General features: G+C 56.9%; 19 protein-coding genes and 1 pseudogene. 1 reads left to right on the plus strand and 19 read right to left on the minus strand.

Translation table 11 applies throughout. The annotated features are described in order from the left end of the window. Positions 1-90: 90 nt before the first annotated feature. From PD282_RS14200 to PD282_RS14230, 7 genes are all read right to left on the minus strand, one after another. Positions 91-2,757: a hypothetical protein gene (locus PD282_RS14200; protein WP_274651325.1), complete on the minus strand. Its 2,667-nt coding sequence runs from the start codon at positions 2,755-2,757 to the stop codon at positions 91-93. A 27-nt stretch (positions 2,758-2,784) separates the two neighbouring features. After that, positions 2,785-4,578 (minus strand): extracellular solute-binding protein, encoded by a 1,794-nt coding sequence (locus PD282_RS14205; protein ID WP_274651326.1) that lies wholly within the window; start codon positions 4,576-4,578, stop codon positions 2,785-2,787. A 93-nt stretch (positions 4,579-4,671) separates the two neighbouring features. Further along, positions 4,672-5,571 (minus strand): carbohydrate ABC transporter permease, encoded by a 900-nt coding sequence (locus PD282_RS14210; protein WP_274651327.1) that lies wholly within the window; start codon positions 5,569-5,571, stop codon positions 4,672-4,674. A gap of 12 nt (positions 5,572-5,583) precedes the next feature. After that, positions 5,584-6,552: an ABC transporter permease gene (locus PD282_RS14215; protein WP_274651328.1), complete on the minus strand. Its 969-nt coding sequence runs from the start codon at positions 6,550-6,552 to the stop codon at positions 5,584-5,586. 82 nt (positions 6,553-6,634) lie between these two features. Continuing rightward, a complete protein-coding gene (locus PD282_RS14220; RefSeq protein ID WP_274651329.1) occupies positions 6,635-7,072 on the minus strand; it encodes a Rieske (2Fe-2S) protein in 438 nt (145 codons plus the stop codon). Between the two features lie 15 nt (positions 7,073-7,087). Further along, a complete protein-coding gene (locus tag PD282_RS14225) occupies positions 7,088-8,146 on the minus strand; it encodes an amidohydrolase family protein (protein WP_274651330.1) in 1,059 nt (352 codons plus the stop codon). Positions 8,147-8,635: 489 nt separating this feature from the next. Continuing rightward, a complete protein-coding gene (locus PD282_RS14230) occupies positions 8,636-10,873 on the minus strand; it encodes an AraC family transcriptional regulator (protein WP_274651331.1) in 2,238 nt (745 codons plus the stop codon). 286 nt (positions 10,874-11,159) lie between these two features. Between PD282_RS14230 and PD282_RS14235 the strand changes: the two genes are divergently transcribed. Then, positions 11,160-11,660 (plus strand): hypothetical protein, encoded by a 501-nt coding sequence (locus PD282_RS14235; protein ID WP_274651332.1) that lies wholly within the window; start codon positions 11,160-11,162, stop codon positions 11,658-11,660. 165 nt (positions 11,661-11,825) lie between these two features. On the opposite strand, the gene PD282_RS14240 is transcribed toward PD282_RS14235, so the two are convergent. The 12 genes and pseudogenes from PD282_RS14240 to PD282_RS14290 all read right to left on the minus strand — a co-directional run. Continuing rightward, complete coding sequence (locus tag PD282_RS14240; protein ID WP_274655225.1) at positions 11,826-12,224, minus strand: Fur family transcriptional regulator; 399 nt, start codon at positions 12,222-12,224, stop codon at positions 11,826-11,828. Positions 12,225-12,463: 239 nt separating this feature from the next. Further along, a complete protein-coding gene (locus PD282_RS14245) occupies positions 12,464-13,345 on the minus strand; it encodes a carbohydrate ABC transporter permease (RefSeq protein WP_274651333.1) in 882 nt (293 codons plus the stop codon). A 28-nt stretch (positions 13,346-13,373) separates the two neighbouring features. Continuing rightward, positions 13,374-14,324, minus strand: a complete 951-nt coding sequence (locus tag PD282_RS14250; protein ID WP_274651334.1) for an ABC transporter permease — start codon at positions 14,322-14,324, stop codon at positions 13,374-13,376. Beyond that, positions 14,324-15,421 carry a mandelate racemase/muconate lactonizing enzyme family protein gene (locus PD282_RS14255; RefSeq protein ID WP_274651335.1) on the minus strand — a complete coding sequence of 366 codons (1,098 nt, stop codon included), beginning with the start codon at positions 15,419-15,421 and terminating at the stop codon, positions 14,324-14,326. The genes PD282_RS14250 and PD282_RS14255 overlap by 1 nt, the downstream gene beginning before the upstream one ends. Before the next feature lie 45 nt (positions 15,422-15,466). Further along, positions 15,467-17,785 (minus strand): helix-turn-helix domain-containing protein, encoded by a 2,319-nt coding sequence (locus PD282_RS14260; protein WP_274651336.1) that lies wholly within the window; start codon positions 17,783-17,785, stop codon positions 15,467-15,469. 44 nt (positions 17,786-17,829) lie between these two features. Then, positions 17,830-19,377 carry a type 2 periplasmic-binding domain-containing protein gene (locus tag PD282_RS14265; protein WP_274651337.1) on the minus strand — a complete coding sequence of 516 codons (1,548 nt, stop codon included), beginning with the start codon at positions 19,375-19,377 and terminating at the stop codon, positions 17,830-17,832. A 328-nt stretch (positions 19,378-19,705) separates the two neighbouring features. Further along, entirely contained in the window at positions 19,706-20,692 is a 987-nt protein-coding gene (locus PD282_RS14270) for a zinc-binding dehydrogenase (protein ID WP_274651338.1), read from the minus strand. 25 nt (positions 20,693-20,717) lie between these two features. Beyond that, entirely contained in the window at positions 20,718-20,993 is a 276-nt protein-coding gene (locus PD282_RS27375; RefSeq protein ID WP_338045192.1) for a DUF6199 family natural product biosynthesis protein, read from the minus strand. Between the two features lie 61 nt (positions 20,994-21,054). Beyond that, positions 21,055-21,564 (minus strand): hypothetical protein, encoded by a 510-nt coding sequence (locus tag PD282_RS14275; RefSeq protein WP_274651339.1) that lies wholly within the window; start codon positions 21,562-21,564, stop codon positions 21,055-21,057. A gap of 62 nt (positions 21,565-21,626) precedes the next feature. Further along, positions 21,627-22,259 carry a hypothetical protein gene (locus PD282_RS14280; RefSeq protein WP_274651340.1) on the minus strand — a complete coding sequence of 211 codons (633 nt, stop codon included), beginning with the start codon at positions 22,257-22,259 and terminating at the stop codon, positions 21,627-21,629. Positions 22,260-22,356: 97 nt separating this feature from the next. Further along, entirely contained in the window at positions 22,357-23,019 is a 663-nt protein-coding gene (locus PD282_RS14285) for a 2-phosphosulfolactate phosphatase (protein ID WP_274651341.1), read from the minus strand. 684 nt (positions 23,020-23,703) lie between these two features. Then, positions 23,704-23,964 (minus strand): annotated as a pseudogene (locus PD282_RS14290) (tRNA-specific adenosine deaminase); the annotation flags it as partial. Between the last annotated feature and the right edge of the window lie 5 nt (positions 23,965-23,969).

Below are 23,969 nucleotides of genomic sequence, written 5' to 3' on the forward strand. Positions count from 1 at the left end.
GACGGCAAGGCCCTTATGCTTCTTTTCCAGCTCTAGCGGTATCGATTTCCCGAGAGTGAAACCGCCAAACCGGCGTATCGTAGTATCCGTTTACTTTGCCGAATGGTCCTGCCGCAGCACGTAGTACGGCTGGTTGGACAGCTGCTCGGCGAAGCGCGGCATGATCCAGGCATGGCCCGAGGAACCGTCGAACAGCTCGAAGAAGTATACGAGCGGGTATGGGGAATCCGTGTATTCGCCCGGAATTTCGGCGGTGAATTGGTCTTCGACGCGCGTCATCTCCGCGACCCGGAAATGCTCTTCCTGATTGGCTCTCCGGTAGTGGAGCCGAATCCGGTCCGCCCTTCCCTCTCCCGTCAGTGCCGCCGTCAGCGCAACGGTTTCCCCCGGGCGAAAGACGGCCGGCGAGTAATGCCGGAAGGCCGGATGCGGCCGATCGTCCGCAAGAAGGAGCGAAGCGGCGACCGGCGCCTTAGTTGCCGCCGGTGTCTCGCTGCCGCGGACGCGGTCGTACTCGGCCGCCATCGCCTCGACATCCGCTTCGAGCGCTTGCAGCCGACCCGCCCAGCTTCCCCGCATATAGGGAACGTAACCGAACGTAATGTCATCGCGATAGACGTCCTTCGTCACTTCAACGACCCGTTTCCAGCCCGTTCTGGCTGCGCGATAGAAGCCGAGCGCCTGCTCCAGCATGCCCGGATCGTCCGTCTGCTCATAAAGCTTATAAGCCAGCCCCGCCCGCAGCTTGCCGGCGAAGAACCTGCCAATACCCGCCAGCGCTGCGATATCGACGGTCCATCTGCGGTATACGGGTCCGCGCGCATCGGCGGCCAGGCTGGCGGCGTCCGCAAGCTGCCGCTCGGCTTCGGCCGCAAAGCCCTCCAGCCAGCCCGCCACGGTCAGCGGGGAATATTTGCCGCATCGCTTCCCGTTCAGAAGATCGGCCGCAAACTCGTCGATCCGGTAAAACAGCGCCGGGTCGAACGGGCTCACGGAGCCGAACGTTCCCGGCGGCGCCGTATCCTTGTACGGCGTCGCTTCGTCCCTCAGCACGATCGGGTGGTTGAAATACATTTCCGGCCAATAAATGTTGTTGGCGCCGGACAGACCGTGCGCGGACGTGACCAGCGGGAGGATACGGCTCGCATTCGACAGCGCCGCCTCGCAGCTCGCGGCGGCTGCGCCGAATTCACTTCGCAAGTACCGTTTCCACGATTCCGGATCGGCGTCCGGGTTATACAGCAGCCGGCCCCAGAGCCGGTACGTGTACCGGTATTTCTCCCATTCCTGCCCGTTCAGCTTCAGCGCTTCATCCGCATACGGGTCCCGGCCTCCGGAAGACCCGCTTCCTTTGCGCGCTTTGAACGAGAGCGGCTCGCAAAACTCGACGCCCGCGCTACCGCAGAACGTGCCGAGCCTGCCGAAGCCCGCGGCGATCGCCGGGTCGCCCCACAGCAGCACCCGCTGCGTGCCGGGCCAGACGCGGTGAAGGACGCCGTATTCGCGGTTCTCCTTCAAATAATCGGCGTAGCCGTAGCGGGTGAACCTCCGGCTTGTAGCCGTGATCGCCATAAGCCCTTTGCGCGGACTGGTCAAATCGGGCTTCTCCCGCTCCCGGATCTCCGCCTGATGGTACGGGAGCCCCATGTGCTCGGCCCAATATTTCGGGGACAGTGTGACGGGCATGCCCGTATCCCGCGCCAGGCGCAGCAGCTCGTCGTCGACGCCCTTCGGATGCAGGTCGATCTCCACCTGCCTCCCGGCGAGCGCCACTCCTTCCAGCGCCACTTTCCAGAATGCGTGCGTCGGCTCCGGGATGCCGCCTTCATAATGCACCCGGAAGGTGATCCCGTCGATCGCCGGGCACGCTTCGAGCAGCAGCCGGATCGCATCCCGGCAGTACGAAGCGTGATTGTCCGGCGAAATTCCTTCGATCGTATAGTTCATGTTCGGACTGTCGGTATATACATACGCATGATTCCAAAGGCCGAGCTGAAAATGCAGCCCCCTGCTCCGCGCCGCCTCCGAAATGTACGTCAGCATTTCCAGATTGCGCTTCTGCTCCGCCTCAGGGAGCTCCGCGACTTTGACTTCATAGCCGGGCACGTCGAACAGAAACGGATAGGCAAAACAGAAATAATTGTCGCGCACGTCCGGATCGTGCCCGTAATCGTAACCCATCCCGAACGCGAGATGAAAGCGGTTGAAGCGCTGCGCGGCCAGCTCCGTCAAATACCGGTCCCAGAACACCTTGTCGTAAAACCAAGGTTTATCCTCCGCTTCGCTGGCGAAAATCCGGTTGATGCCGCGTACCGGCGTGGCCGGCCGCTCGGCGATCCGGCCGATGCCGCGCAGCTCCGCCAGCGGATCTTCCGCATGTTCCACGCGGTCCACCAATTCAAGCACGGCGTAGACGAGTCCCCGAATGTCCGCCCCGGCGGCAACAGCCAGCGTATAGTCGTCTCCCGCCTCCGCTGCAAGGCAGAACGCTTCCGGGCCCGCGGGTACGCCGGCGGCCATCCGCTCCAGGAGCAGCCGTGCCGGCTCCGACTCCGGACCGGCAATTACGATGCACGCATCGGCACCGGCGGGCGCCTCTCCGATCGACCCTACAGCGGATACTTGGAGGAATCTGCGCTCCAGCGCATCAATCAGCTGGCGCGCGGCCCATGCCGCCGGCTCCCGCGAAGCGAGCGAATCCGCCGGGTCGCGGACGACGGCGACGCTGGCATTCCTTTTCGATAATGTATCGTTCACGCGCTCACTCTCTTTCTTGGCATTAATTTAATGGGTGCTCTCATACCAGTCGTTAGCTTCCTTGGTCAGCTGCTCGCCGCCGTCCTTGTACCAGCGCTTCACCTCGTCGTCGAACGTGGAGTCGATGTCGACGTCGCCGGCGATCGCTTTGACCACATACTCCTTGATCCGCGTGTCGGTAATTTCCGAATTTTTGGCGGCGGACGGCAGGACGATGCCAAGCTTGTTCTCGTAGGACGGGAAGGTGTTCACGACGTCCATCGTCAGCTTGTAGCGCTGATCCGCGCGCGGCCCGCCGATGACGCTGAAAAACTCCGGATTCGTGTTCTGAACCGGGTTCATAATCCAGTCCCCCAGCTTCTTGAAGCCGGGATCGTACAGCGCGTGCTTGGGCCAATCCGGATTCAGCAGGCGGCGTCCCTTGGCATCGCTCTTCCACTCCAGCCCGTCGATGCCGTAGCTGAGGTACAGATAAGCCTCTTCGTCGCTCGTAATATAGTCGATGATATGAAGCAGCTTCGCCATTTTGTCCGGATCCTTCTCCATCTGCTTGCCGAACACCATGGGACTGCCCTGGAAGCCGCTCCGGTAATAGCCCTTCGCCCCGTTCGGGCCTGTGATCGACGGAATGCTGACATAGATCGGCTGCGGCACCTGATCGTTGAAATCGGTAAACACCTTGGTCGCGTACATTTTGTCGGGATCGTTCTTGTTCGTCTCGAAAAACTTCTGCCATTCCGGGCTGTTCTTCACCCAACGGTAGTTGATATGGCCGTCGTTGTCCCACTGCGTGTCCTCGAATCCGAGATTGTCCATGTAGCCGATTTTGCCTTCGGAGAATTTCGTCGCCAAATCCTCCACTTCCGTGCTTCGGCCGTTGTCGGTAATGAATTCCGGCGAGATCAGCTCCATCTGGTACCAGCTGTGCAGCCGCTTCAGCGCTTCCTTCGTTTCGTTTGTCGTAAAGCCGAACTGCAGCTTGCCGTTCCGTTCCACCCAGAGGAACGGATTGGTACCGTACGCGCCGAAGATGGACTGGAACCAAATTTCGCCGCGGTCCGTACTGGCGTTCGACAGCGCGTAGGTATCCTTCTTGCCGTCCTTGTCCGGGTCGTCGTTGCGGAAACGCTTGAACGCCTCCTCCAATTCGTCCAGCGTGGAGGGAACCTTGTTGATGCCGACGTTCTTCAGCCAGTCGGCCCGGATGTTGGCGACGAGCGGCACGCCGCCTTTGGCCGCGTAGAAAGGCAGCGCCATCGTTTTGCCGTTCACCTGGACGCTCTGGAACAGATTGGCCTTCTTGATTTGCGGATAATAGTGCGGCATGTTTTTCTCTACCATGTCTTCCGGCACCTCCGCCAGGAGGCCCTGTTGGGCATATTCGCTCACGTTCGACAGCGGGATGTACGACAGGAAATCGGGGATCGTGCCCGTGGCGAACATCGTGTTGAGCTGCTCCTCGCGGTTCGTGCTGTCGAGCGGAACGAACTTCAGCTTGACGTTGAACTTTTTCTCAAAATATTGCTGGCCGAAAGACCCTTCCTTTTCGGGAGTCGTCGGAAACTGGACGGTATACTCGTAGGCCGGCGTATTTTTGAAATAGTCGGGCGTCTCGACTTTGGCCAGCGCGTCGGCGATGATCTTGTTGTCCGCCGCGAGTGAAAATGGACCGTCTCCGCCTGCGCTTGCGCCTTGACTTCCGCTAGCTCCCGGCTCCGGCGACCCTTGGCTCGCCTGATTTTCCTGCTTGCCTGAACAGCCCGCCAGCATCGCGGCGATCAGGCACACGACCGGAATGACCCGCTTTGAATTTCGTTTCATCGTCTAACCTCCCGGATCCACCTATTTTTCTGCTCCCATAAACGTAAGAAATGACCAGCCTGAGCTTCCGCGGCAAGCGGCCGCAAACGCGATTTATCCCTTTACCGCTCCCATAACTACGCCTTGGACGAAATATTTCTGAATGAACGGGTAGACGCACACGATCGGGATCATCGTAATGAGAATTCCTGCGGCCTTGATGCTCTCAGCGGTGGGGACGCTGTCCATATTGGCGAAGCCGATCGTGCTGGCCATCAGCATCTGGCTCTGCTCGATAACCAGCTTGCGGATCAGCACCTGAATGACCTGCTTATCAAGCGACTGGACGTAAATGAGGGAGTCGAACCACGAGTTCCAGTGCGCCACGGCCACCCACAGGCTGATCGTCGCGATCGCCGGAGCCGACAGCGGGACAATGATATGGAAGAACGTCTTCCATTCGCTCGCCCCGTCGATCTTGGCCGATTCGTCCAGGCTGTCGGGGATCGTCAGGAAGAAATTCCGCAAAATGAGAATATAAAAGGAGTTGAACAGAAACGGCGGCGCAAGCACATACACGAGCGGATTGTTCAGCAGCCCCAAGCTTTTGATCAGAATAAAGGTAGGGATGAGCCCGCCGGTAAAGAACATCGTGAAAATAAAGTAAAACGTAAACGTCTTTTTGAGCGGAATTTTCTTCGACAGCGCATATGCGGTCATCGCCATTAAAAACACGCCCGCGACGGTGCCGACGACGGTACGGCCGATCGTATACAAATAGCCCGTATAAAGATAGGTCGTTTTGAAAAATGCGGCATACGCCTCCGAGGTGAAGCCCTGCGGCCACAGAAGAACGGCGGCGCTCGCGCCTCCTGAAGCGAGCCCTTCGCGGGTGCTGAGCGACAGACAGACCAGATAAACGATCGGGTAAATGATCGATACGGACAAGAGGAGCAGTCCCGTATAATTGAATGCGTCAAAAACGGTAAAACGCTTTCTGCTCAGCGCCGGCATATCCGTCACCTCCTACCAAAGTCCGGTTTGCCCGAACCGGTTCGCGACCCGGTTCACCAGCAGCACGAGGGCAAGACCGATCGCGTTTTTGAACAATCCGACGGCGGTGGAAAAGCTGTAGTCCATCGAGACGAGCCCCACGCGGTACACGTACGTGTCGATAATATCGCCCACCTCGTACACGCGCGGATTATACAGGTTGAAGATCTGGTCGAAGCCCGCGTTCATCAGGCTGCCGATGTTGAAAATCATCATAATGACGATGACGTTCGCGATCGAAGGCAGCGTGATGCGCCATATTTTCGTCATTCTGCCCGCGCCGTCGATGGTCGCCGCTTCGTAGATCTGCGGATCGATGCCGGAGATCGCCGCCAAATAAATGATTGAGCCCCAGCCGACGCTCTGCCAAATGTCCGACGCGATCAGCACGGGAACAAACCAATGCGGATCGGCCAGAAAATAGACCGGCTTGCCGCCGAGCGCTTTGATCACATTGTTCACGAGGCCGCTCACGGGCGACAGCAGCTCGATCATGATGCTGCCGATAATGACCCAGGACAAGAAGTGCGGCAGGTAGCTGACGGTCTGGACGAACCGCTTGAATTTGTCGTGAAGCAGCTCGTTCAGCAGCAGGGCTAGCACGATGCCCGACGAATAGACGAAGACGAGCTTCAGCCCGCTGATAATGAGCGTATTGCGCAGCACGCGGATAAATTCATGCGTTTGAAACATGCGTTCGAAATTGGCGAAGCCGACCCAGGGGCTGCCGAGAATCCCGTCCAATATTTGAAAATCCTTGAACGCGATCGTCAGCCCGTACATCGGGATGTAATAGAAGATGAAATACCAGACGAACGCCGGCAGCAGGAACAGCAGCAGCATCTTCGATCGTCGGCACTCCCTGATAAACGTTGCGAGCCTGGACCGGGAAGCGGGCGAAGCCCGTTCCCCGCCGCGCTCGGTGGCGATCACTCTGGACACCTTCAACCCTCCTTCGTAATACCGTACAAACCCCGAAGATATAACTTCGCTGACAGGCTATACCTCCATCAGGAGGCGGCGGTTATACGTACAGAACGACAACCCCCGCCTCCACGGCCACCGGGTACGTTTCGAGCCGCTCCTCGCCTTCGGGATTTTCGGCGGCTCCCTGCGCATTCGCATCCGCCGCCGCCTCCACCGCGACGTCGTATGTTTTCACCAGGCACTTGTTCGGATTGAACAGCGATTTTCCGGTCGTGACGTCGAACTCCCAGCCATGCCACGGGCACGCCAGCACTTCGCCGATCTTCCCATACCGGTACGTGCCCGGCGGAGCCGGCAGCGTCGTTCCGGTCACCCGGCCCAGGCAGAGCGGCGCCCCTTGATGCGGGCAGCTGTTGCGGAGCGCATAATAGACGCCGCCCGCGTTGAAGACGCCGATCGACCTCCCGCCGGCCTGAACGATTTTCCGCTGGCCCGGCTCCATCTCGGTCGTTTTGCAGACCACGTATCGTTCCATTCCGATGCTCCTTCCTTACAGCTTGTAGAACGACTTGGCGTTCTCGAAGAAAATGCGCCGCTGAAGCGCCTCCGGCAGCTTCGGGAACGCGCGTCTCGGCGAATCGAAATCCCAGTGCGGATAGTCGCTGGCGAACATCAGAATGTTTTCGGCGTCCATCGCCTCCAGCATCGCAAGCAAATATTTGTCGTCGTCCGGCCGCTCGATCGGCTGGCTGGTGATCCGGACATGGTCCCGCAGAAATTCGCTCGGCCGTTTCTCCAGCCACGGCACCTCGTAGCGCAGTCCCCGGTATTCCGCATCCAGCCGCCACATGAGCGGCGGCAGCCAGGACACGCCGCCCTCCACCAGCACGACCCGGAAGCCGGGAAACTTGACGAACACCCCTTCGGTCAGAAAGCTGACCAGATGCGCCTGAAACGCGAGCGACAGGCAGGTATGAAATTCGATGTAGCGCGTCGGATGGCCCGGCGTCGGCTGATGGTTGATGCCCATGCCGTCCGTGCCGGGATGAATGGCGAACGGCAGCCCGTATTTCTGGCACGCTTCGTAAATCGGATAATACGGCCGCTGGCCGAACGGAGCGCGGGCGCCGGAATCGGTCATCACCTGGATGAAATGCGGATGGCCCGCCCACCGCTCGATTTCCCTCGCGGCCCCTTCGGGATCCTGCGTCGCCACGTAGATCGATCCTTTGAACCGGCCGTCATGGTTGTATTTGCCGAGCCACGTATCGGCCAGCCAGTCGTTGTAGGCGGCGGCCACCGCCGAGGCCATGTCCGGGTCCGGCAAATTGTTCAGCATCGCGCGGGGAAGCAGAATGGCAAAGTCGACGCCGTATTCGTCGATCAGCTGCTCCCTTAAAAAATCGGGATCGGTTCCGGCTCCCCCGCCGCCCGGCGGCGTCGCATCCTTGCGGTTGCCTTGAATGTTGCCGTAAGCGCGGCTCAGCGGCCGGTACCAGTCGCGCCAGGGCTGCGGCAGATAGAGATTCAGCTCGTCCCTTGATTTGGGGTAAACATGCACGTCGCAATCGATAATCCCTTGCTTCACTTTGGCTTCCTTTACTGTCACCTGTTTCCCTCCTTCATCGCATTGACAATATAGTGAACCCTCGAAAGACAAAACATCGCCGCCGCGGCCGCAGCTTGGCGAAAACATTGCGCCCTAATTCGGAATTGAAGCTGGGAATTAAAGCGTTTTCGGACGCAACAACACTGTAACCCTCCTTGGCGGCTTCCGGCAATAAACATGTTTCGTCCGATGCACCAAAGGGCAAATCGAACCGTCTGTAGCCGGCGCTTCCATGAGGTGTATCGTGCGAAAGCGGTGGATCGCCCCATGCACAAATATGCGCGATGCACCATTTCGCCGAAATCGGCACTCTTTGCATGAGAAAACGGTTTGCTTTTCCTGCGTTAGCTCAGCACGCTCCGCCCGGCGCAAACGGCAAAAAGCCCGCCCCGCCTCGGGCTGAAGGCGGATTCGGGCCGGTCGGCGAACGATGCATGGACAACGGGCGGCGGAAAATCCCCGGCGGCATTCGGGCGGGCGCCCGGTTCGTCATTTCCGGTAATCGCCGGGTGTGACGCCAACCACCTTTTTGAACACCCGAATGAAGGAAAACGGATGTAAATAGCCCACCTTGGCGGCGATGTCCTGTACCGGCTCCATCGTCTCCTGCAGCAGCTCCTGAGCGCGCTGCACGCGTATCCGGACCAGGTAATCGATGAACTTTTCCCCGTATTCCTTCTTGAACAGCTGGCTCAGATAGCGGGGGTTCATATGGAAAATATCGCTCAGCCGCGCGAGGGAAAGGTCCGGATCGGCGTAATGCGCTTCAATGTATTTCTTCACTTGGCGGATTATCCGGTAGTTGTCCTTGCTTTCCCGTAACGAGCGCAATTCCGTCTCCGCCGTCTTTAAAGCCTGCAGGAGACCGGTTTTAAATTCCTCCAGCAGCTCCGCCTTCTTCAAGGCCGCCGTCAGCCCGGGGAACGCCTGCTCCCGCCACAAGGCTGCGGCCTCCGGCGAAGCCGCATTCATTTCGCGGTCCAGACAATACAGGAAATCGTTCATCAGGCTGCGGATATCTTCATTGGAAAGAACCGCTGCCCGTACCTCGTCGAAGAGACGGAGGCATGGCGCCTCCCATTCCTCCCCCAGCCGGTAAGCCTTGGCGATCTGGTGCACAAGCTGCAGATGAGCCAGCAGGTCTTTCATCGGGCTTGCTGCCAGGTCGCTGCCGCCGATCACCCGGCGGTTGCCGAGAACGGCTTTGTACTGCAGACGCTCCTCCGCTTCTTCCAGCAGCCCGGGCAGTCCGGCGACGCTTGCAGCCGTGCCTGCGAGCCCGATGGTTGCCGTCAAGTGCAAATTGTCGTTGATCCAGGCGATCGCTTTGCCGCACATCGACGGGATGGCTCCGGGGGCGGCACCGCCGTGCGGCTCGGCATTCCCGTCGTTCAGAAAATAAATCATGCCGAGCCGCGAGCTGCCGATCCACTCGCACCAAACGGTAAGCGAATCGCTCTGGGCCATCTCCCCGACCATACTCTGAATGACGAATTTGAGCAGATATTGATCCCGGTCCGAGTAGCGCTCCGAGAAATCGCAGTACCGGTCGATTTCCAAAATGCCGAAGGATACGCGGCCGAAGCTCAGCTCCTTGCCCAGCCGCTTCATGGCGCCTCCCCATTCTTCGGGAGATACCGCGCGGTGCCCGCGAATCAGCTCGGCGAAGAAATGGCGGCGGATGTGAATGAGATCCTCGGCGTATTGATTTTGGAAGGTGTTGGACTGCTCGAGCAGATTATCGATCGCCATCGAGATGAACCGCATCTCGTCCGGCCTGCCTTTGCCGAAGATGTCGACATTTTTGTTCACGAAGAAAGCGTTGACCTGGTTCAGGATGGACTGGATCGGCTTGTAGTTTTTGCGGGTCACGTAGACGATCCAAAGCACGCCGACCGCAATCGAGAGCAGGCAGGTGACGACCCAGAAATACGCGAAGCCGGAGAAAAAGCGGAAGCGCTCCGCGTCCTTGATTCCGCTGCCGACCGACCAGCCGGTCATGCCGGAAGCGGCGACCGCGATCTCCTTGCCGCCGCCGGCGTCTTCGCCGGAGTCCGAAGTGCTGAAGAGGAGGCGCCCCGTTTTATCGTAAACGTTTACAAAATTGATGTTGTGGCTGGACATGTTCGATACCAGGCTGCGGATCGTACCGACGCGGATATTGACGACGACGATGCCCTGCTCGCCGGTCAGGAAAGGAACTTTTCGCACCAGAGACACGACCTCGCTTGTCTTCCGGGCTTTTTGGTCGTAATAGCTCCTTTTCTCCGCCCAGGAGGAAGCCGTGCCTGCATTTAGCTGCGTCAGGATGAAATCACGGTCCGCGAAGTCGCTTAGCCTCGCGAACATATTGTCGCTCAGCACCATCCCGTCCGCCTGGCGGTAAACATAGACTGAATCGATGTCGGGGAAATCGAGGGACAGGCTCCTCAGCTTCTGTACGATTTCGTAATTCTCGTAGGTGCCGAACTTATGGTCTCGGAAGTAAGCTTTGAAGTCCGGATCCACCAGAATTTCCTTTGTCGCCATCCTTTCGATCGGCTGCAAAAAATTTTCGATGACCTGGCTTACTTGTTCACTGAACACCTGCGTGGATTTGACCGTCGTTTTTTTAATATTTTCGCTGATGGCCAAAAAGCTGATCAGAAACAGTACGCAGGACAGCAGAAAAAACGCAGGCAGGTAAGAAAACAACATCTGGTAAAACCACGACCGGGTTTTGTTCAAGATCCGGCTCCTCCCCCCAGAAGCAGCTTGTAATCGAAAAGACACCGCCATTCGATGGAAAAATGGTCGCTCCATAAACCAAAAGTTTCCAGGAAAAGGCGATGTCCCTCTTTCATCGTAGCCTGCCGGTCTGGGATCGTCAAGCTTCATATGTACGGCTCTGGGCGCAAGCTTCGCGCATCGTCAACAAGCTAAACCCATTATTTTAAAGGTATGGACTATAGCGGAAGCGGTGAATTTAATAGATTCATATAATAGGGCATCACTGAAAAGGGAGTGTAAAAAAATGGCCCTTAATCTGATTTCAAACCCTTCCTTCGAAAGCGGACTTCCTCCATGGCAAACAGCCGGCAGCGCAACGGTCGTTGCCTCGGATGCCGCCTTCGAAGGAGATATGGTCGCTCAGCTGTCAACCGTACCCGACCCTGCAGCGGGAGACAACATAATCAGCCAAGCTGTTGCCGTAGATCCGGATATTATCAATTTACGTCTCAGCTATGCGATTCGCGGAATTTTATTCGTGCAGGGCAACGGAATCGTTGAAGTTCGCATTCGTTGGCAGCGCGGTGCAGCGGACGGTTATTCGGTAATCTCGGAGGTAACGCTGGAGACGATCGAAGCTTTTTCCTTATTGCTCGACACTTGGGCAACGCATGTCGTCGTTTCGGGGCCAAAGCCGGCTGATGCCGTACAAGCTAGATTACGATTCATCTTGATTAACAACCCGGTCAACGTTAGTCCCGTTCAAATCGACCAAGTCGTTCTTACGCAGGAATTTACACCGTAAGCGATGCTTTCAAATCCATGATTTAAAAGCGGAAAATTGCGCTTTCCAGGCTGCCGGACAAAGCTCCGGACAGTCTGGATTTTATATGAAGTGGTCCATCATGGAGGAGAAATGGCATCCTGCCAGACCGGGGATGCCATTTGCATTTCCGGCGCAGGCGGCCCGTCAAGTCGCCGACTCCTGCTGGCACTGCTCGCAGACGCCGTATATTTCGAAGCGGTGGCTCGTGATTTTGAACGAACCGGGAAGCTCCAGCGAGTGGTCCATCGGGCAGTAATCGAACGTCAGCGTCTTCTCGCAGTTCATGCAAATCAGATGGTGGTGGTGGTGCTCGAGGCAGCTGCATTTGAATTTCAGGCCGCCGTCCATGAAATAAAACTGCTCGAGCGCCCCCATCTCGCTGAGCAGCCGCAAATTCCGGTACACCGTATCGAAGCTTACGCTCGGATAGGAAACGGTCATTTGATCGTAAACGTCCTTGGGCGACAGGTAGGCGTCCGTCTTTGCGAAGATTTCGGCCAGCATGCGCCGCTGCTCCGTGATGCGCCAGCCGCTTGCGGTCATGATCCGGATGATCTCGTTGACCCTGTTCGTTTCCGTCACTATCGTTCGTTCCTTTCGCCTGAGACAAAATGATATTACGTTTATCTTAACAGGTAAACCGGCCGATTTCCATGGCGTCCTGCATAAAAGTGAAACAAGGGACTGTATTCCCCCGGGCTCCGCCCTCGGCCCGCTAAAGTCGCGGTGAAGGCTTGAGGCTTCGGCGGGAATGACAGTCCCTCCTTTTTGGCTTTGCCGGCTTACCCTTTAATTGAGCCCAGCATGACCCCTTTGGCGAAATGCTTTTGCAGAAACGGATAGACGATCAAGATCGGCACCATGGCCAGCACGATGGACGCCATACGGATCGTTTCCTGGGGGATGACCCGGTCGTCGGTAGACTGCGTCGCCGAGCCGACGCCGTTGGAATCGGAATCGATGACGAGCGACTTAATCAGCACCTGCAGCGTCCATTTTTTCGCATCCGTCAAATAAATGAGCGCGTTAAAATACGTATTCCAATAGGCGACCGCGAAAAACAGCGTGAACGCGGCGATCGCCGGCATGGAGAGCGGGATGACGATCCGCCAGAAAATGCCGATGTCGGAGCAGCCGTCGATGCGGGCGGCATCCTCAAGCTCGGAGGGCAGCGAATCGAGAAAGCTCTTGATCACGATCAGGCTCCATGCGTTGGTCAGTCCCGTCAAAATGAGCGACCAGTACGAATCGAGCAGCCCGAGATCCTTGACCAGCAAATAATTCGGCAAAATGCCGGCATTGAATACCAGCGTGAAAATGACGCCGCCGAGCAGGATTTTCCGCCCCGGGACGGTTTTCTTGGTCAGCACGTAAGCAAAGGTGAACGAAACGGCGACGCTGAGCACCGTTCCGATTCCGGTCACGAACACCGTGCTCCGCAGCGCGTTCAAAAAGCTGTTCGTGGACAAAATGTACCGGTAGGCCGACAGCGACCACTGATCCGGAAACAGATAAAACTTCATCGGCACGTATACGTTCGGGTCGGTGAAGGATACGCTGAACACATAGATGAACGGAAATACGCACAGCACCGAAATGACCGCGAGCAGCGCATAATTCACGATGTCGAACAGCGTCATTTTCTTCGCGGAAACGAGACTCACCAGATTTCCTCCTCAATAAAAAAGCGGTTCAATAAATACCTTCCTGCCCCATCTTCTTCACCGTGTAATTGGCGAGCAGAACGAGGACGAGGCCGACGACGCCCTTGAACATGCCGACCGTCACGCCGACGCTGATTTTCCCGCCGAGAATGCCGATCGTATACGCGTACGTATCGAACACCTGCGCCACCGAATTGACCAGCGGATTGCTCATGAGCAGCACCTGCTCGAAGCCGACGTCCGCCATATGGCCGAGCCGCAGGACGAGCAGAATAATGATCGTCGGCCGGATCGCCGGCAGCGTAATGTGCCATATCTGCCGCATCCGGGACGCGCCATCCATCATGGCGGCTTCATACTGGCCGGGATCGATGCCCGCAATGGCGGCGAGGAAGATAATCGTTCCCCAGCCGACTTCCTTCCACATGCTCTGCACGGTGAGCAGTCCCCAGAAATAATGAGGATTGGACAGGAACGAGACCGTGTCGTAACCCAGGCTTGATATGATCTTGTTGACGATCCCGACATCGGTGGACAGCATAAAAAAGCTCATGCTGGCGACGACGACCCAGGACAGAAAATGCGGCAGGTAAACGATCGATTGGTTAATCCGCTTGAACGCTTCATGCCGGACTTCGTTCAGCATGACCGCTAGCACGATCGGCAGCGGAAACATGAACACGATGCCGAACAGATTGATTGCCAGCGTATTGCGCAGCATTTCGTAAAAGACCTGGCTCGTGAACAGATCGGTGAAATTCGCAAAGCCGATCCAGTCGCTCCCCCACAGTCCCTTATACGGGTTGTAATCCTTGAAGGCGATGAGCAGCCCCCAGAACGGGACGAATTTGAACAGCAGCATGTACAGGATGCCCGGCAGTGCGAGCAGGTACATCCATTTATGCTTGAGCATTGCGGCCCACAGCCCTCCGCCGCTCCGCGCCGCCTGCCGGTGCTGCCGCTTAACTGCGGTTTCCATCAGCGCACCTCGCTTTGGCTGACCTGGTACTCCGCCCGCTCCAGCCATTCCGGCCGGACCGTAACGCCCCAGCCCGGCCCTTGCGGAAATTGGACCTTGCCGTCCGATACGGCCAAGGGCTCGGTGAACAGGTCCTTCGTCCACGTATCCGGCTCGATCGAAAATTCCAGGAATTTGCCGGCATTCGGGATCGCTGCCGCCAAATGCATCGTAAACACCGTCACCATCGACAAATTGGCCGCGTGCGGCATGCAGGGCATACCCGCCGCCTCCGCCATCCGGGCGACCTCCATCGCGCGGCTGATGCCCCCGACATAGCAGATGTCCGGCTGGACGATATCGACCGCCCGCATGTCGATCATGCGCTTGAACTGCGCCAGGTCCGTGTCCTGCTCGCCTCCGGTGACCGGGATGTCGAGCGCGTCGGCCACCTGCTTCGTCCATTCCAGCTCCGGATACGGGCACGGCTCCTCGAAATGGCAGACGCCGTATTCGGCGAGCATGCCGCCCATCTCGATCGCCTTGCCCGGCGTCAGGCCGCTGTTCGCGTCGACGAACAGCTGCGTGTCGTCCCCGATCGCCTTCCGCACCTCGCGCACGACCTCCTCCGACCGTCCGGGGTAGACGTCGACGTCGTTCCCGAAATTGTTCGCGATCCGGATCTTGAACGCCCGGATACCCTGCGTATCCTTCAGCCGCGCGATCCGCTCCGCTTCGTCCTTCGGCGAGATGTTGCGCTTCATGCTGGAGCCGTAAATATCGAGCGCTTGCGGCTTGCCGCCGAGCAGCTCGCAGACGCTTTTGCCAAGTCGCTTGCCCTTCAAGTCCCATAGCGCCGTATCGAGTCCGCCGACCGCCCGGCAAATGTACGAGCCGGGAAACTTATGCTCCTCGCGGACGATTTTCTCGGCGAGCGCCTCGATCTCGTCGCAGTCGGCGCCGAGCGCGTGCGGCGCCACCTGCTGGTGCAGCACAAGCGCCGAAATGTTGGCGTGGTAGGGCGCCATTTGGCCGAAGCCCTGCTGCCCGTCCTCCGCCGTCACGCGCACGAACGACAGCTGCCGGGTCGTAAACGTCTCAAGCTTCATGATTTTCATCTCTTGCCTTCCTTCCTGCCCATGGTCGATAATGCGGTTTCCCGGCTACCGGTGCTGCGATCTGTAGCTGCCGGGAGTCGATGCCGCGTACCGCTGAAAAATGCGGATGAAATTCCGCTCCGAATAACCGACAGCCGCGGCCACCTCGCTGACGCTCCGGTCCGTTTCTTTCAAAAGCCGTTTCGCTTCGGCGATTTTGCATTCCGCCACATATTCGAGAAAATTTTTGCCCAGCTTTTTCTTGAACAGCCGGCTTAAGTAAGACGGACTGACGCCGATGATCTCGGCGCAGCGCACGAGCGACAGATCGCTCCCGCAATTGTCCCGGATGTAGCTGCAGACCGTATGAATCGCCGACTCCCCTGACGTTTCCCGGTCTTTGCGGGTCAGCCACGCATACAGAGGAAACAGCGTCTCCTCGAACCAGGCGCGTATTTCTTTGGCGGTCGTCTTTGTCCGCAGCTGCCCGAACAAATTATGCTCCATCATGTCCGCGCTGCTGGCGCCCTGCCGCTCCATTGAAACAATCATCGCGGACAGAAGGATGTGGTAGCTTTGATAGGTATACACGACCGAATGAGACTGCTGCAGCACGTCCGCGAACGACCGGAAATACCGGACGGCAGCCGGGATGTCTTCCTGGTCCAGCGCTTCGACGATGGAAGCCTCGAGCTCCCTGGGATACCCGAACTGCGTCATTTTCTTGACATGCTCGACGTCTTCGATATAAAGCACCTGCTCCGAATCGCGGAAAATGCGGTAATGAAGCGCCGTCTCCGCCTCCTTGAACGAAACCGGCACGTCCGCGATATGCGAGTAAAACCGCCCGATTCCGACGGTGACTTCGAAATCCAGCACATCCCGGAACGCCTGGGCGATGGCCGAGGCGTACTCGAGCGTCCGGCTGAGGCTCGTTTCCTGCGCCACGTCCGGCTTAAACTGCAGCAGCGCGGCGCCTCTTCCCTGGTACGGAATCGCATAGCCGTCAAGAGACAGATTGCTCAGTACCTCCTGCATGACGTTGGCCAGCGCGAAGGCGACAATCCCTTTCTCCTCGGGCAAAAACCGCTTTTCCGTAAACATATTTTCAGCCTCCACAATCAGCGCGACGTTCGTATATTCGGCTTCGATGCCATAAACGCCGCAGTCGTGGATGAGCGTCTCTTTCCGCGCATAATCGCCGCCAAGCAGCTGGCCGAGAAACTTTTCCCGCAAGGTCGGCTCGATGTTTTGCATATAGGCCTCCAGCTTTCCGGTTTCCGCGCTTAAATAGTCCAGCGATTCTTTGATAATATCCAGCTCGTTCCGCTTGTGATCGAGACCGCTCCGGCTTATGGACCGGCTGTAACGGATGAGCTGATCGATCGGCGTATAAGCTCTTTTGGACGTCAAGTAGGCCAGAAAAAGGCCGATTCCGGCGACGGCGGCGAGAATCGAGGCGGTCATTTTGCGAATCCAGTTCAGCTGGCGGGCGATATACTGTTCCGGAATGACCGATACGTACGTTCGTCCGAATACGTTTTTGACATACCAGTACTGCGCCGGCTTGCCGCCTTCGCCTTCGGCCGCAAAATACCCCGAGCTTTTCTGCGCGGTTCGGATCCGGTTCAGCCCTTTCAGCTCTGCCGCTTCAATTTCAGCGTCTGCGTCCGGACGCTGTTCGATGGCGAACGGGTCGTACAATTTGACGATCATCAGGTCGTCGCCGTCCGTCAGCACCGCCGTATCCGTCTCCAAAAATTGGCTCAGCGCCGCCGTTTCAATCTCGAAGCCGAGCACTCCTTCTGGCCCCTTCGTCCCTATAAGAGGCAGCCTGCGGACGAACGTCAGGTGGCCCTTGCGGTTTGCGAACTGGACCCATTGCGCGGGATGGCCGCTTTCCAGCAGCTGCCGGATGTTGTCTCGATACGCATAATCCGAGATGTCGGATGCGCCGTATTCGTTGGACAGCACCCGGCTCTCCTCGCCTTCGTAGAGAAAAATATCGTCGATAAAGCTGTTCGAATTTTTCGCCAGCTCGATTCGTTTCAGCATTTCGAACGACTGCAGCCCGTACGGGTCTTCCGGTCCGGTCAAGCCCGCTTGAATGACGGGGTCCTTGGCTAACTGGAGCGATTCCTGTTCGATTTCCTGCAGTACCCGTTCGGCCCGGTCCTTCAAATTGTTGAGCGACGAGCCGTTCTCGGCCTGCAGGTAGCTGTTCATCCGGTTCAGCGAAAACTGATAATAAGCCATGCCGGCCAGCATCACCGGAATGCATACCGAAATACAGCCGAGCCAGATCAGCCGGTGCAAATATTTGCCCGGGCTCGCCAGCCTTTCGATTCCGGAAAAACGCAGCCACGATTTACCCCAGTCAGCCATAGACCCTCCCTAATTCCCGATCAAGGTGTCGTTTCGGCGGCCGGTCAGCCGCCGAATTTCTCTTTATATTCCGACGCGAATTCCTGATACGCCTTCTTGAAGTCGGCGCTGTTATTCAGCTTGTCGACGTAAGCTTTGTACTCGTCCATCGAGATTTGCCCGACGATCGCTTTAATGACCATCGACTGCCAGTCGGACTCGTATTTCGGCCATATAGCCGTCCACGTATCCGAGCTGATGATCGAGAACGGATCGATTTTTCCGGACTGCCCGTACACCTCGACCGATTTCATCTTGGCGTCGTTGTACGCCTTCGGCGCCGCCGGATTGACGACCTTCATCTCGTTGTTGTACGCGAGCGGGAAGATCGCGCCCGTCCCGTTGGCGGTCACCTGCTGCTGCCCTTTCTCGGTCAGCTGCTGCTGCCCGTCCACCATCGTATAATCGACGCCCTCGATGCCGTAGTAATTGTAATCGGTTTGTTCCTTCGTCGTCGTTTTCTCGAAGAAATCGAGAATCTGCTTCACTTTCTCCTCCGGTACTTTCTTGGAGATGTAGAAAGCGCCCGAGAAAGGAGTCGACAGCTGGACGCTCATGCCGCCCGGCCCTTTCATCGGCGGCAGCGAAATGACCTCCGCTTCCGGCTGTACCTTCTTGATTTCCTGCTCGAAGCTGTAATCGCGCCAAATGTTGCGGGCGTACGAAGCCGCGCGGCCGGTGTTGAACAGCTCCTCCGCCTGCGTCTGCTTGATCGCCGAGAAATCCTTGGCCAGAATGCCGTCCGCATACAGCTTCCGGAAATAAGCCACCATATCGGTATAATTCGGCGTTAAATTTTTGTTGACCAGTCCGCCGTCTTTATCGTAGACGGGATCGAGCCCGCCGAACGCGGACAGGAAGCTGCCATCGCCATCGGCCAACAGGAAGCCTTGGCCGATCAGCCCGACCGTATCCTTCTTGCCGTTGCCGTCCGGGTCGCCGTTGACGATCGCCTTCAGCGCCGATTCGTATTCGTCCAGCGTCGTCGGGACCGGCAGCTTCAGCTTGTCGAGCCAATCCTTCCGCAGCTTGATGCTGACGTCGATTTGCGGACGATTGCGCGGCACGCCGTAAATGCCGCCGTTTGTTTTCATATAATTCCAAACGTCCTTGTAGCTGTTGTTTTTCAAATTCGGGTACTTGCTGAAGTCGCCTAGCAGCGGCGTCAAGTCCCAGAACGCACCCTGCTTGATGGCGTTTTGCAAAGTCGGGCGCGTCGTGCTGGTGGCGACGATCACCTCGGGGATGTTGCCGGAAGCCAGCACCAGGTCGAACTTGGTGTTGTAGTCGCCCGAAGGGACCCATTCGATATCCAGCCCGGTGTTCGTACCCTCCTGGAATTTCGTCCAATATTCGTCCTTCATGTCCGGGACGTCGGCATAGGATGGAACCATGAACTGAATGTCCAGCTTGCTGTCCTTCCCTGCATCTCCGGTTTGCGCCCCTGAATCGGACGCATTTTGCGCGTTTTGGCCGCCGCAGCCGGCGAGCGTGCCGAGCGCCAGCGCAAGCGCCGCGCTTACCCCTAATGCTCTCGTTCTGAAAATACGCATACAAACCTCCCTGTGGTCTCGTTATTATTCCCGCCGCAGGATGTATGTTCCCGGCAGCGTTTACAAATCCTCATATTAGCCGCCTGCCGGACTGCATGTAAGTGACAGATTTTGATCTGGCCTGTAAATGCGGGAAAAAACAAGGTTTGGCGGGCGTTGGCGCCGTGCCGGCTGCAGGCGAAATGGACGGTTTTTGCTTCGATTGTGCGCAGTTCAAATCTACGTTCCGTTCACAATGCAAAAGAAAAGCCGGGCCTGCTTGGGAACAGGCCCGGCATTACCCACGCCGGATATCCGGCTGCTTCGGCATTCCGCTGCCGATAGACGCCTATTGCATCGCGATGACGATTTTGCCGCGGACATGCCGCTGCGCCAGTCGGCCCAGCGCTTCCGGCACATCCTCGAGCGCGATCGTTTGGCCGATCATCGGGTCGATCCGGCCCTCCAGCATCAGCTTCATGAATTCGTCGCCCATTCGTGCGAGATCCTTTTCGGCCGGACGGTTTCCGCTGCCGTGCGCGCCGTTGAGCATCAATTTATGGAGCGTGAACGTTTTGGTTGACGGCTGAAAATCGGCTACGGTTTCCGGCGCGCCGGCTATGCATGCCAGCTGGCCGCCGAAGGCGATCGCCGACAGGTCGGCCTGCGCGGCCGCCCGGTTCAAGGTGTTCAAAATCAGATCGGCGCCTAAACCGCTGGTCAATTCCAGAATGCGGGCATGGACATCTTCCGAGTTGTAGTCGATCACATCGTCCGCGCCCAGCCGTTTCACGAAGTCGGCATTGCCGGGTGAAGCGCTGGTCATAATGCGCGAAGCGCCGAAGATGCGCGCGAGCTGAATCGCGAAGCCGCCCACCCCGCCGGCACCGGCATGGATGAAGATCGTCTGGCCCTGGCGGATGTTCATTTTCCGGACGAGCGCCTGGTATGCGGTCAAGCCGGCGCACGGGAAGGCGGCCGCGGCGACGAACGAGATCGGCTCCGGTATCGCGGACACGGTATGCGCCGTCGTCACGGCAAATTCGGCATAGCCGCCGCGCTTTGTCATATCGCCGTGGTAGACGACGCGGTCCCCCGGCAGCCATCGTTCGACGCCAGGTCCGACGGCATCCACGACTCCTGCAACGTCGAGACCCGGAATATGCGGGTACGTCCAGGCGGGGAGTCCGTTCGCCAGCACTTTATAGTCGGCCGGATTTAGCGACGCCGCTTTCACGCGTACGCGGATTTCTCCCGGACCCGGCTCCGGGACGGGGAGCTCCATCAACTGAAGCGAATCCGGCTTCCCCGGCTGATTGGCTGCAATTGCTTTCATGGTTTCAACCTCCCTTGAGGCGTTATCAATCCGATATGTATCCAGCATAACGAAACTGCTTTGCAATGACAAGTTTCTTTGCATATTGTTGGGGGGCATGGATAAACTTGCTGGGTGCTGGGTGCTGGGTGCTGGGTGCGAGGAGCCGTGCGATTCCTCCTCCGATGCGATGAAGTGCAAGATATGCCTCGGACGGCTTGGCTTGTCTCGGCTTCCATCCTATGCTGCCATGCCATGCCGCCCGAGGGGCGAGCAGATTGAACAATCCGGCAAAGATTAAGAATACGGCCAAAGCACCCATAAGGTCACCTTCTCAATCGCCATTTTATAAGCTGGCAAACGACTTCTAACGTTCTCAACAGCTAGCGGGCGGTATTCAGCGTAATCGTTTCGGCGCCGTATTCGTCCTCAACCGTCACCTTGACGGTATTTGATCGGTCCCGTTTCATGCGTTTCCACTGTTCTTGCGTGAAGCAGGCGCTGTGCGTCGTGCCAAGCTGTTTATGCTTCATAAGTCCGTTCGGGTCGCCGGAGGACATTTGCGATGCGGGGCTGACAAAGGATGGCAGGCCGACAAAAGACGCTCCATACCGATACGCATCTTTCCGCCCGATATAAATCAGTCCTTCGCTGACGACGACCGCATAGTCGGGCGCCGTGCACGGCTTCCCTCCGGGAACGCCGCCAAGAAATAAAACCTGATCGTTCGGTTTGTGAACCAATTCAATTTTATAGTCCCAATTCTTCCCCTTTCCGAGCCAAACGATATCGTTTGCGCTTGTTTTCTTATGTTCGATAGCGGCCCATATCACAATCCCGATTACCATCACAATGGCCAAAATCGCCAACGATTTCAACTCTCGAACGACCATATCCGCCCCTCCGCTTCGTACGTCAGCTTAGCATGCGCCGCACGCAGCGCGCGGTGTTTCGGTTATAATCCGAAATAAACTCGATTGATGATTTCCAGTTCTCGGGATAACCACTGGCCGTAACCGGGAAGGATGTAGATAAGCCATTGATCAGCTTGCTTCGGATCTTGAATAGCTAAATCGGCGTTTTCCTCATGATTCGTATCCTGATAGATCAGCATGTCTTGGTGACCGAGTGTATTTTCTCCTTTTTCAGGCACCTGAGGATTGTATTCCAAACGAATAAAGTCCCCTTTATAATCGGGTTTGCTTTTTGAGCTTTCAACAATAGCCCGAACTTTAGATGACTTATTCGCCTGCCTATCATCCGGGTTAATGCCTGCTCCTCCTCGTGGAGCGATCCAATAAAGATTGTTTATATCTGTAAGAAGAGATGCAAAAGGCTTGAAATCGCTTTTTTTCTCAAATGCTGCAGTGTAACCGTTTGCCGTATGGACAACAATCCCCTTTAGTCCAGGGTATTCGTCCGCTTTTGTGGCGTCAGCAGTAGCATGCCCGGCATTGCTGGCGGGAGGACTTGACGACGAGACAGATGCACTATGAACATTTTCATTCGAAGGGCCATGACTTTGACAACCGCTCAATGCTGCGGCCGCGAACACTCCTGCAAAAATAAAAGAACTCCACTTGGCCATGCTCGCTTCTTCCTTTCAAAGCCGGAATAGATGTAACCATATTTGCAGCCGCTTCCAGGTCTTCATTAAAATACTGACGCATCCGAGAAGCAAAAGGTTACGCGTCCACGTGAATAAACCGGTTACGTTCCAGGATGGGAACCGCGGAGGATGCATCCGTCCGGATACTGTGTTTGACATCCTGCCCGTACCCGCGTTCGCGAAGCTCACGCCCGCTGGCCGAATCCCATACGAGCTCCCCGATCAGGTCTTTCAAGCTTCTGTACGCCCCGATACACACCTCAGCTTCCGGCGATTTGCTGCCGTTCAGTCTGGAAAGAATCGCGCCGGCGCCCAGAAAATCCTCGATCGCAGGCCGGAACGTTTCCCCGGGATCTGCGACGTTCGTCCATTTTTCGCCGCACGGAACGACCGTTATTGGCGTATGCAGCTTTTCCATCAGCCGGTTCGCAGCCTCGGCCGCCGCTGCTGCATTCAGCAGGCAGCCGATGAGAAGCGCGGGAACGCTGGAGGCCAATCGAACGCATGCCGCTCCGTTGAGCGAGCACACGACGAATTTCCGCCTTTTGTCAGAAGCGGTAAAGGAAAGCGGCGATAGGGAATGTCCGCCGAACCTGGCAGCCTCCGCCCTGCCCCAAACGATCTGAGCGTCCATCTCTTTCGCAAAAGCTTTCACCTGTTCATCAATCGGCGGCGGGTACGGATAAAGAATCGCGCCGCAGTCGACGGCGGTCACGACGGTCGAGGAAAAGCTGAGCACGTCTACATAACGACGAGATCTCCCCGCTCGGAGGCGGTCAACGCTCCTCTTGGCCCCCACTCCACTTTCACCTCAAACGGCGATTGGTCATAATACATGGCTGCGCACCTCCTTTACGAATTTTCGTCATGCACTCGGCTCACTGCACAGTCCGCAGCAGCAAGGGATTAAACTGATTTACATTTTTATGAACAAAATCCAACTTTTGAAAGCATGTGTTTCATTACTTCGGCATTGATCCCGTCGCTAAAACTGTTCGCCCTCATCAGCTACCATTCCTTCCGGAATTTTCGTTGAAATTGCCTCAAAATCCAGCTTTATAAATAAACTCACCAGAGTGTCTTGTGGTGTACCTGGCGTTTGCGCTTAGGGAAAGTCAACTTTTAGTTATACTGTTTAATAGGAATGCATTGTTGAGCAAAAAATGAACTGCGCCGCGGTAGCTTCTCCACTATCGATCGTACCCGAGATAAAAACTCGCGTGTTTTAATCCCACCGGCCTTATATAAAAGTTCTTGTCCTAATACGGCTTTGTATAGAAGTTCTTGTCTTGAACAAACGACAAGAAATTCTATACAATAACTAAAAAAGCCGCATTTTATGCGACTTCTTTGTATAGATGCTCTTGTCGTCCGACAAATTTTTTAGCCCTTCACTCTAGAACATTACTTTAGAAATTCAAGCTTAATATTCAACTTTGTGTTCAGAACCTCTCCACAAAATGAAAGGATCCATACTTTCGTTCGTAACGAGTTGCTTCATTGGAATCGACCTTTGATCCAAAGGAAGAGCAATTTCTTCATAGATGAACCGATCATCGAATCCGATTGAAGCAGCGTCTTCCTTTGTGCAGGCATAGTAAACGGCATCCGGTCTTGCCCAATATATAGCACCTAAGCACATTGGGCATGGCTCGCAACTTGTGTAAACAACACACCCTGTTAGGAGTT

The sequence above is a fragment of the Paenibacillus humicola genome, from assembly GCF_028826105.1.
In the GTDB taxonomy this organism is placed as follows: Bacteria; Bacillota; Bacilli; order Paenibacillales; family Paenibacillaceae; genus Paenibacillus_Z; species Paenibacillus_Z humicola.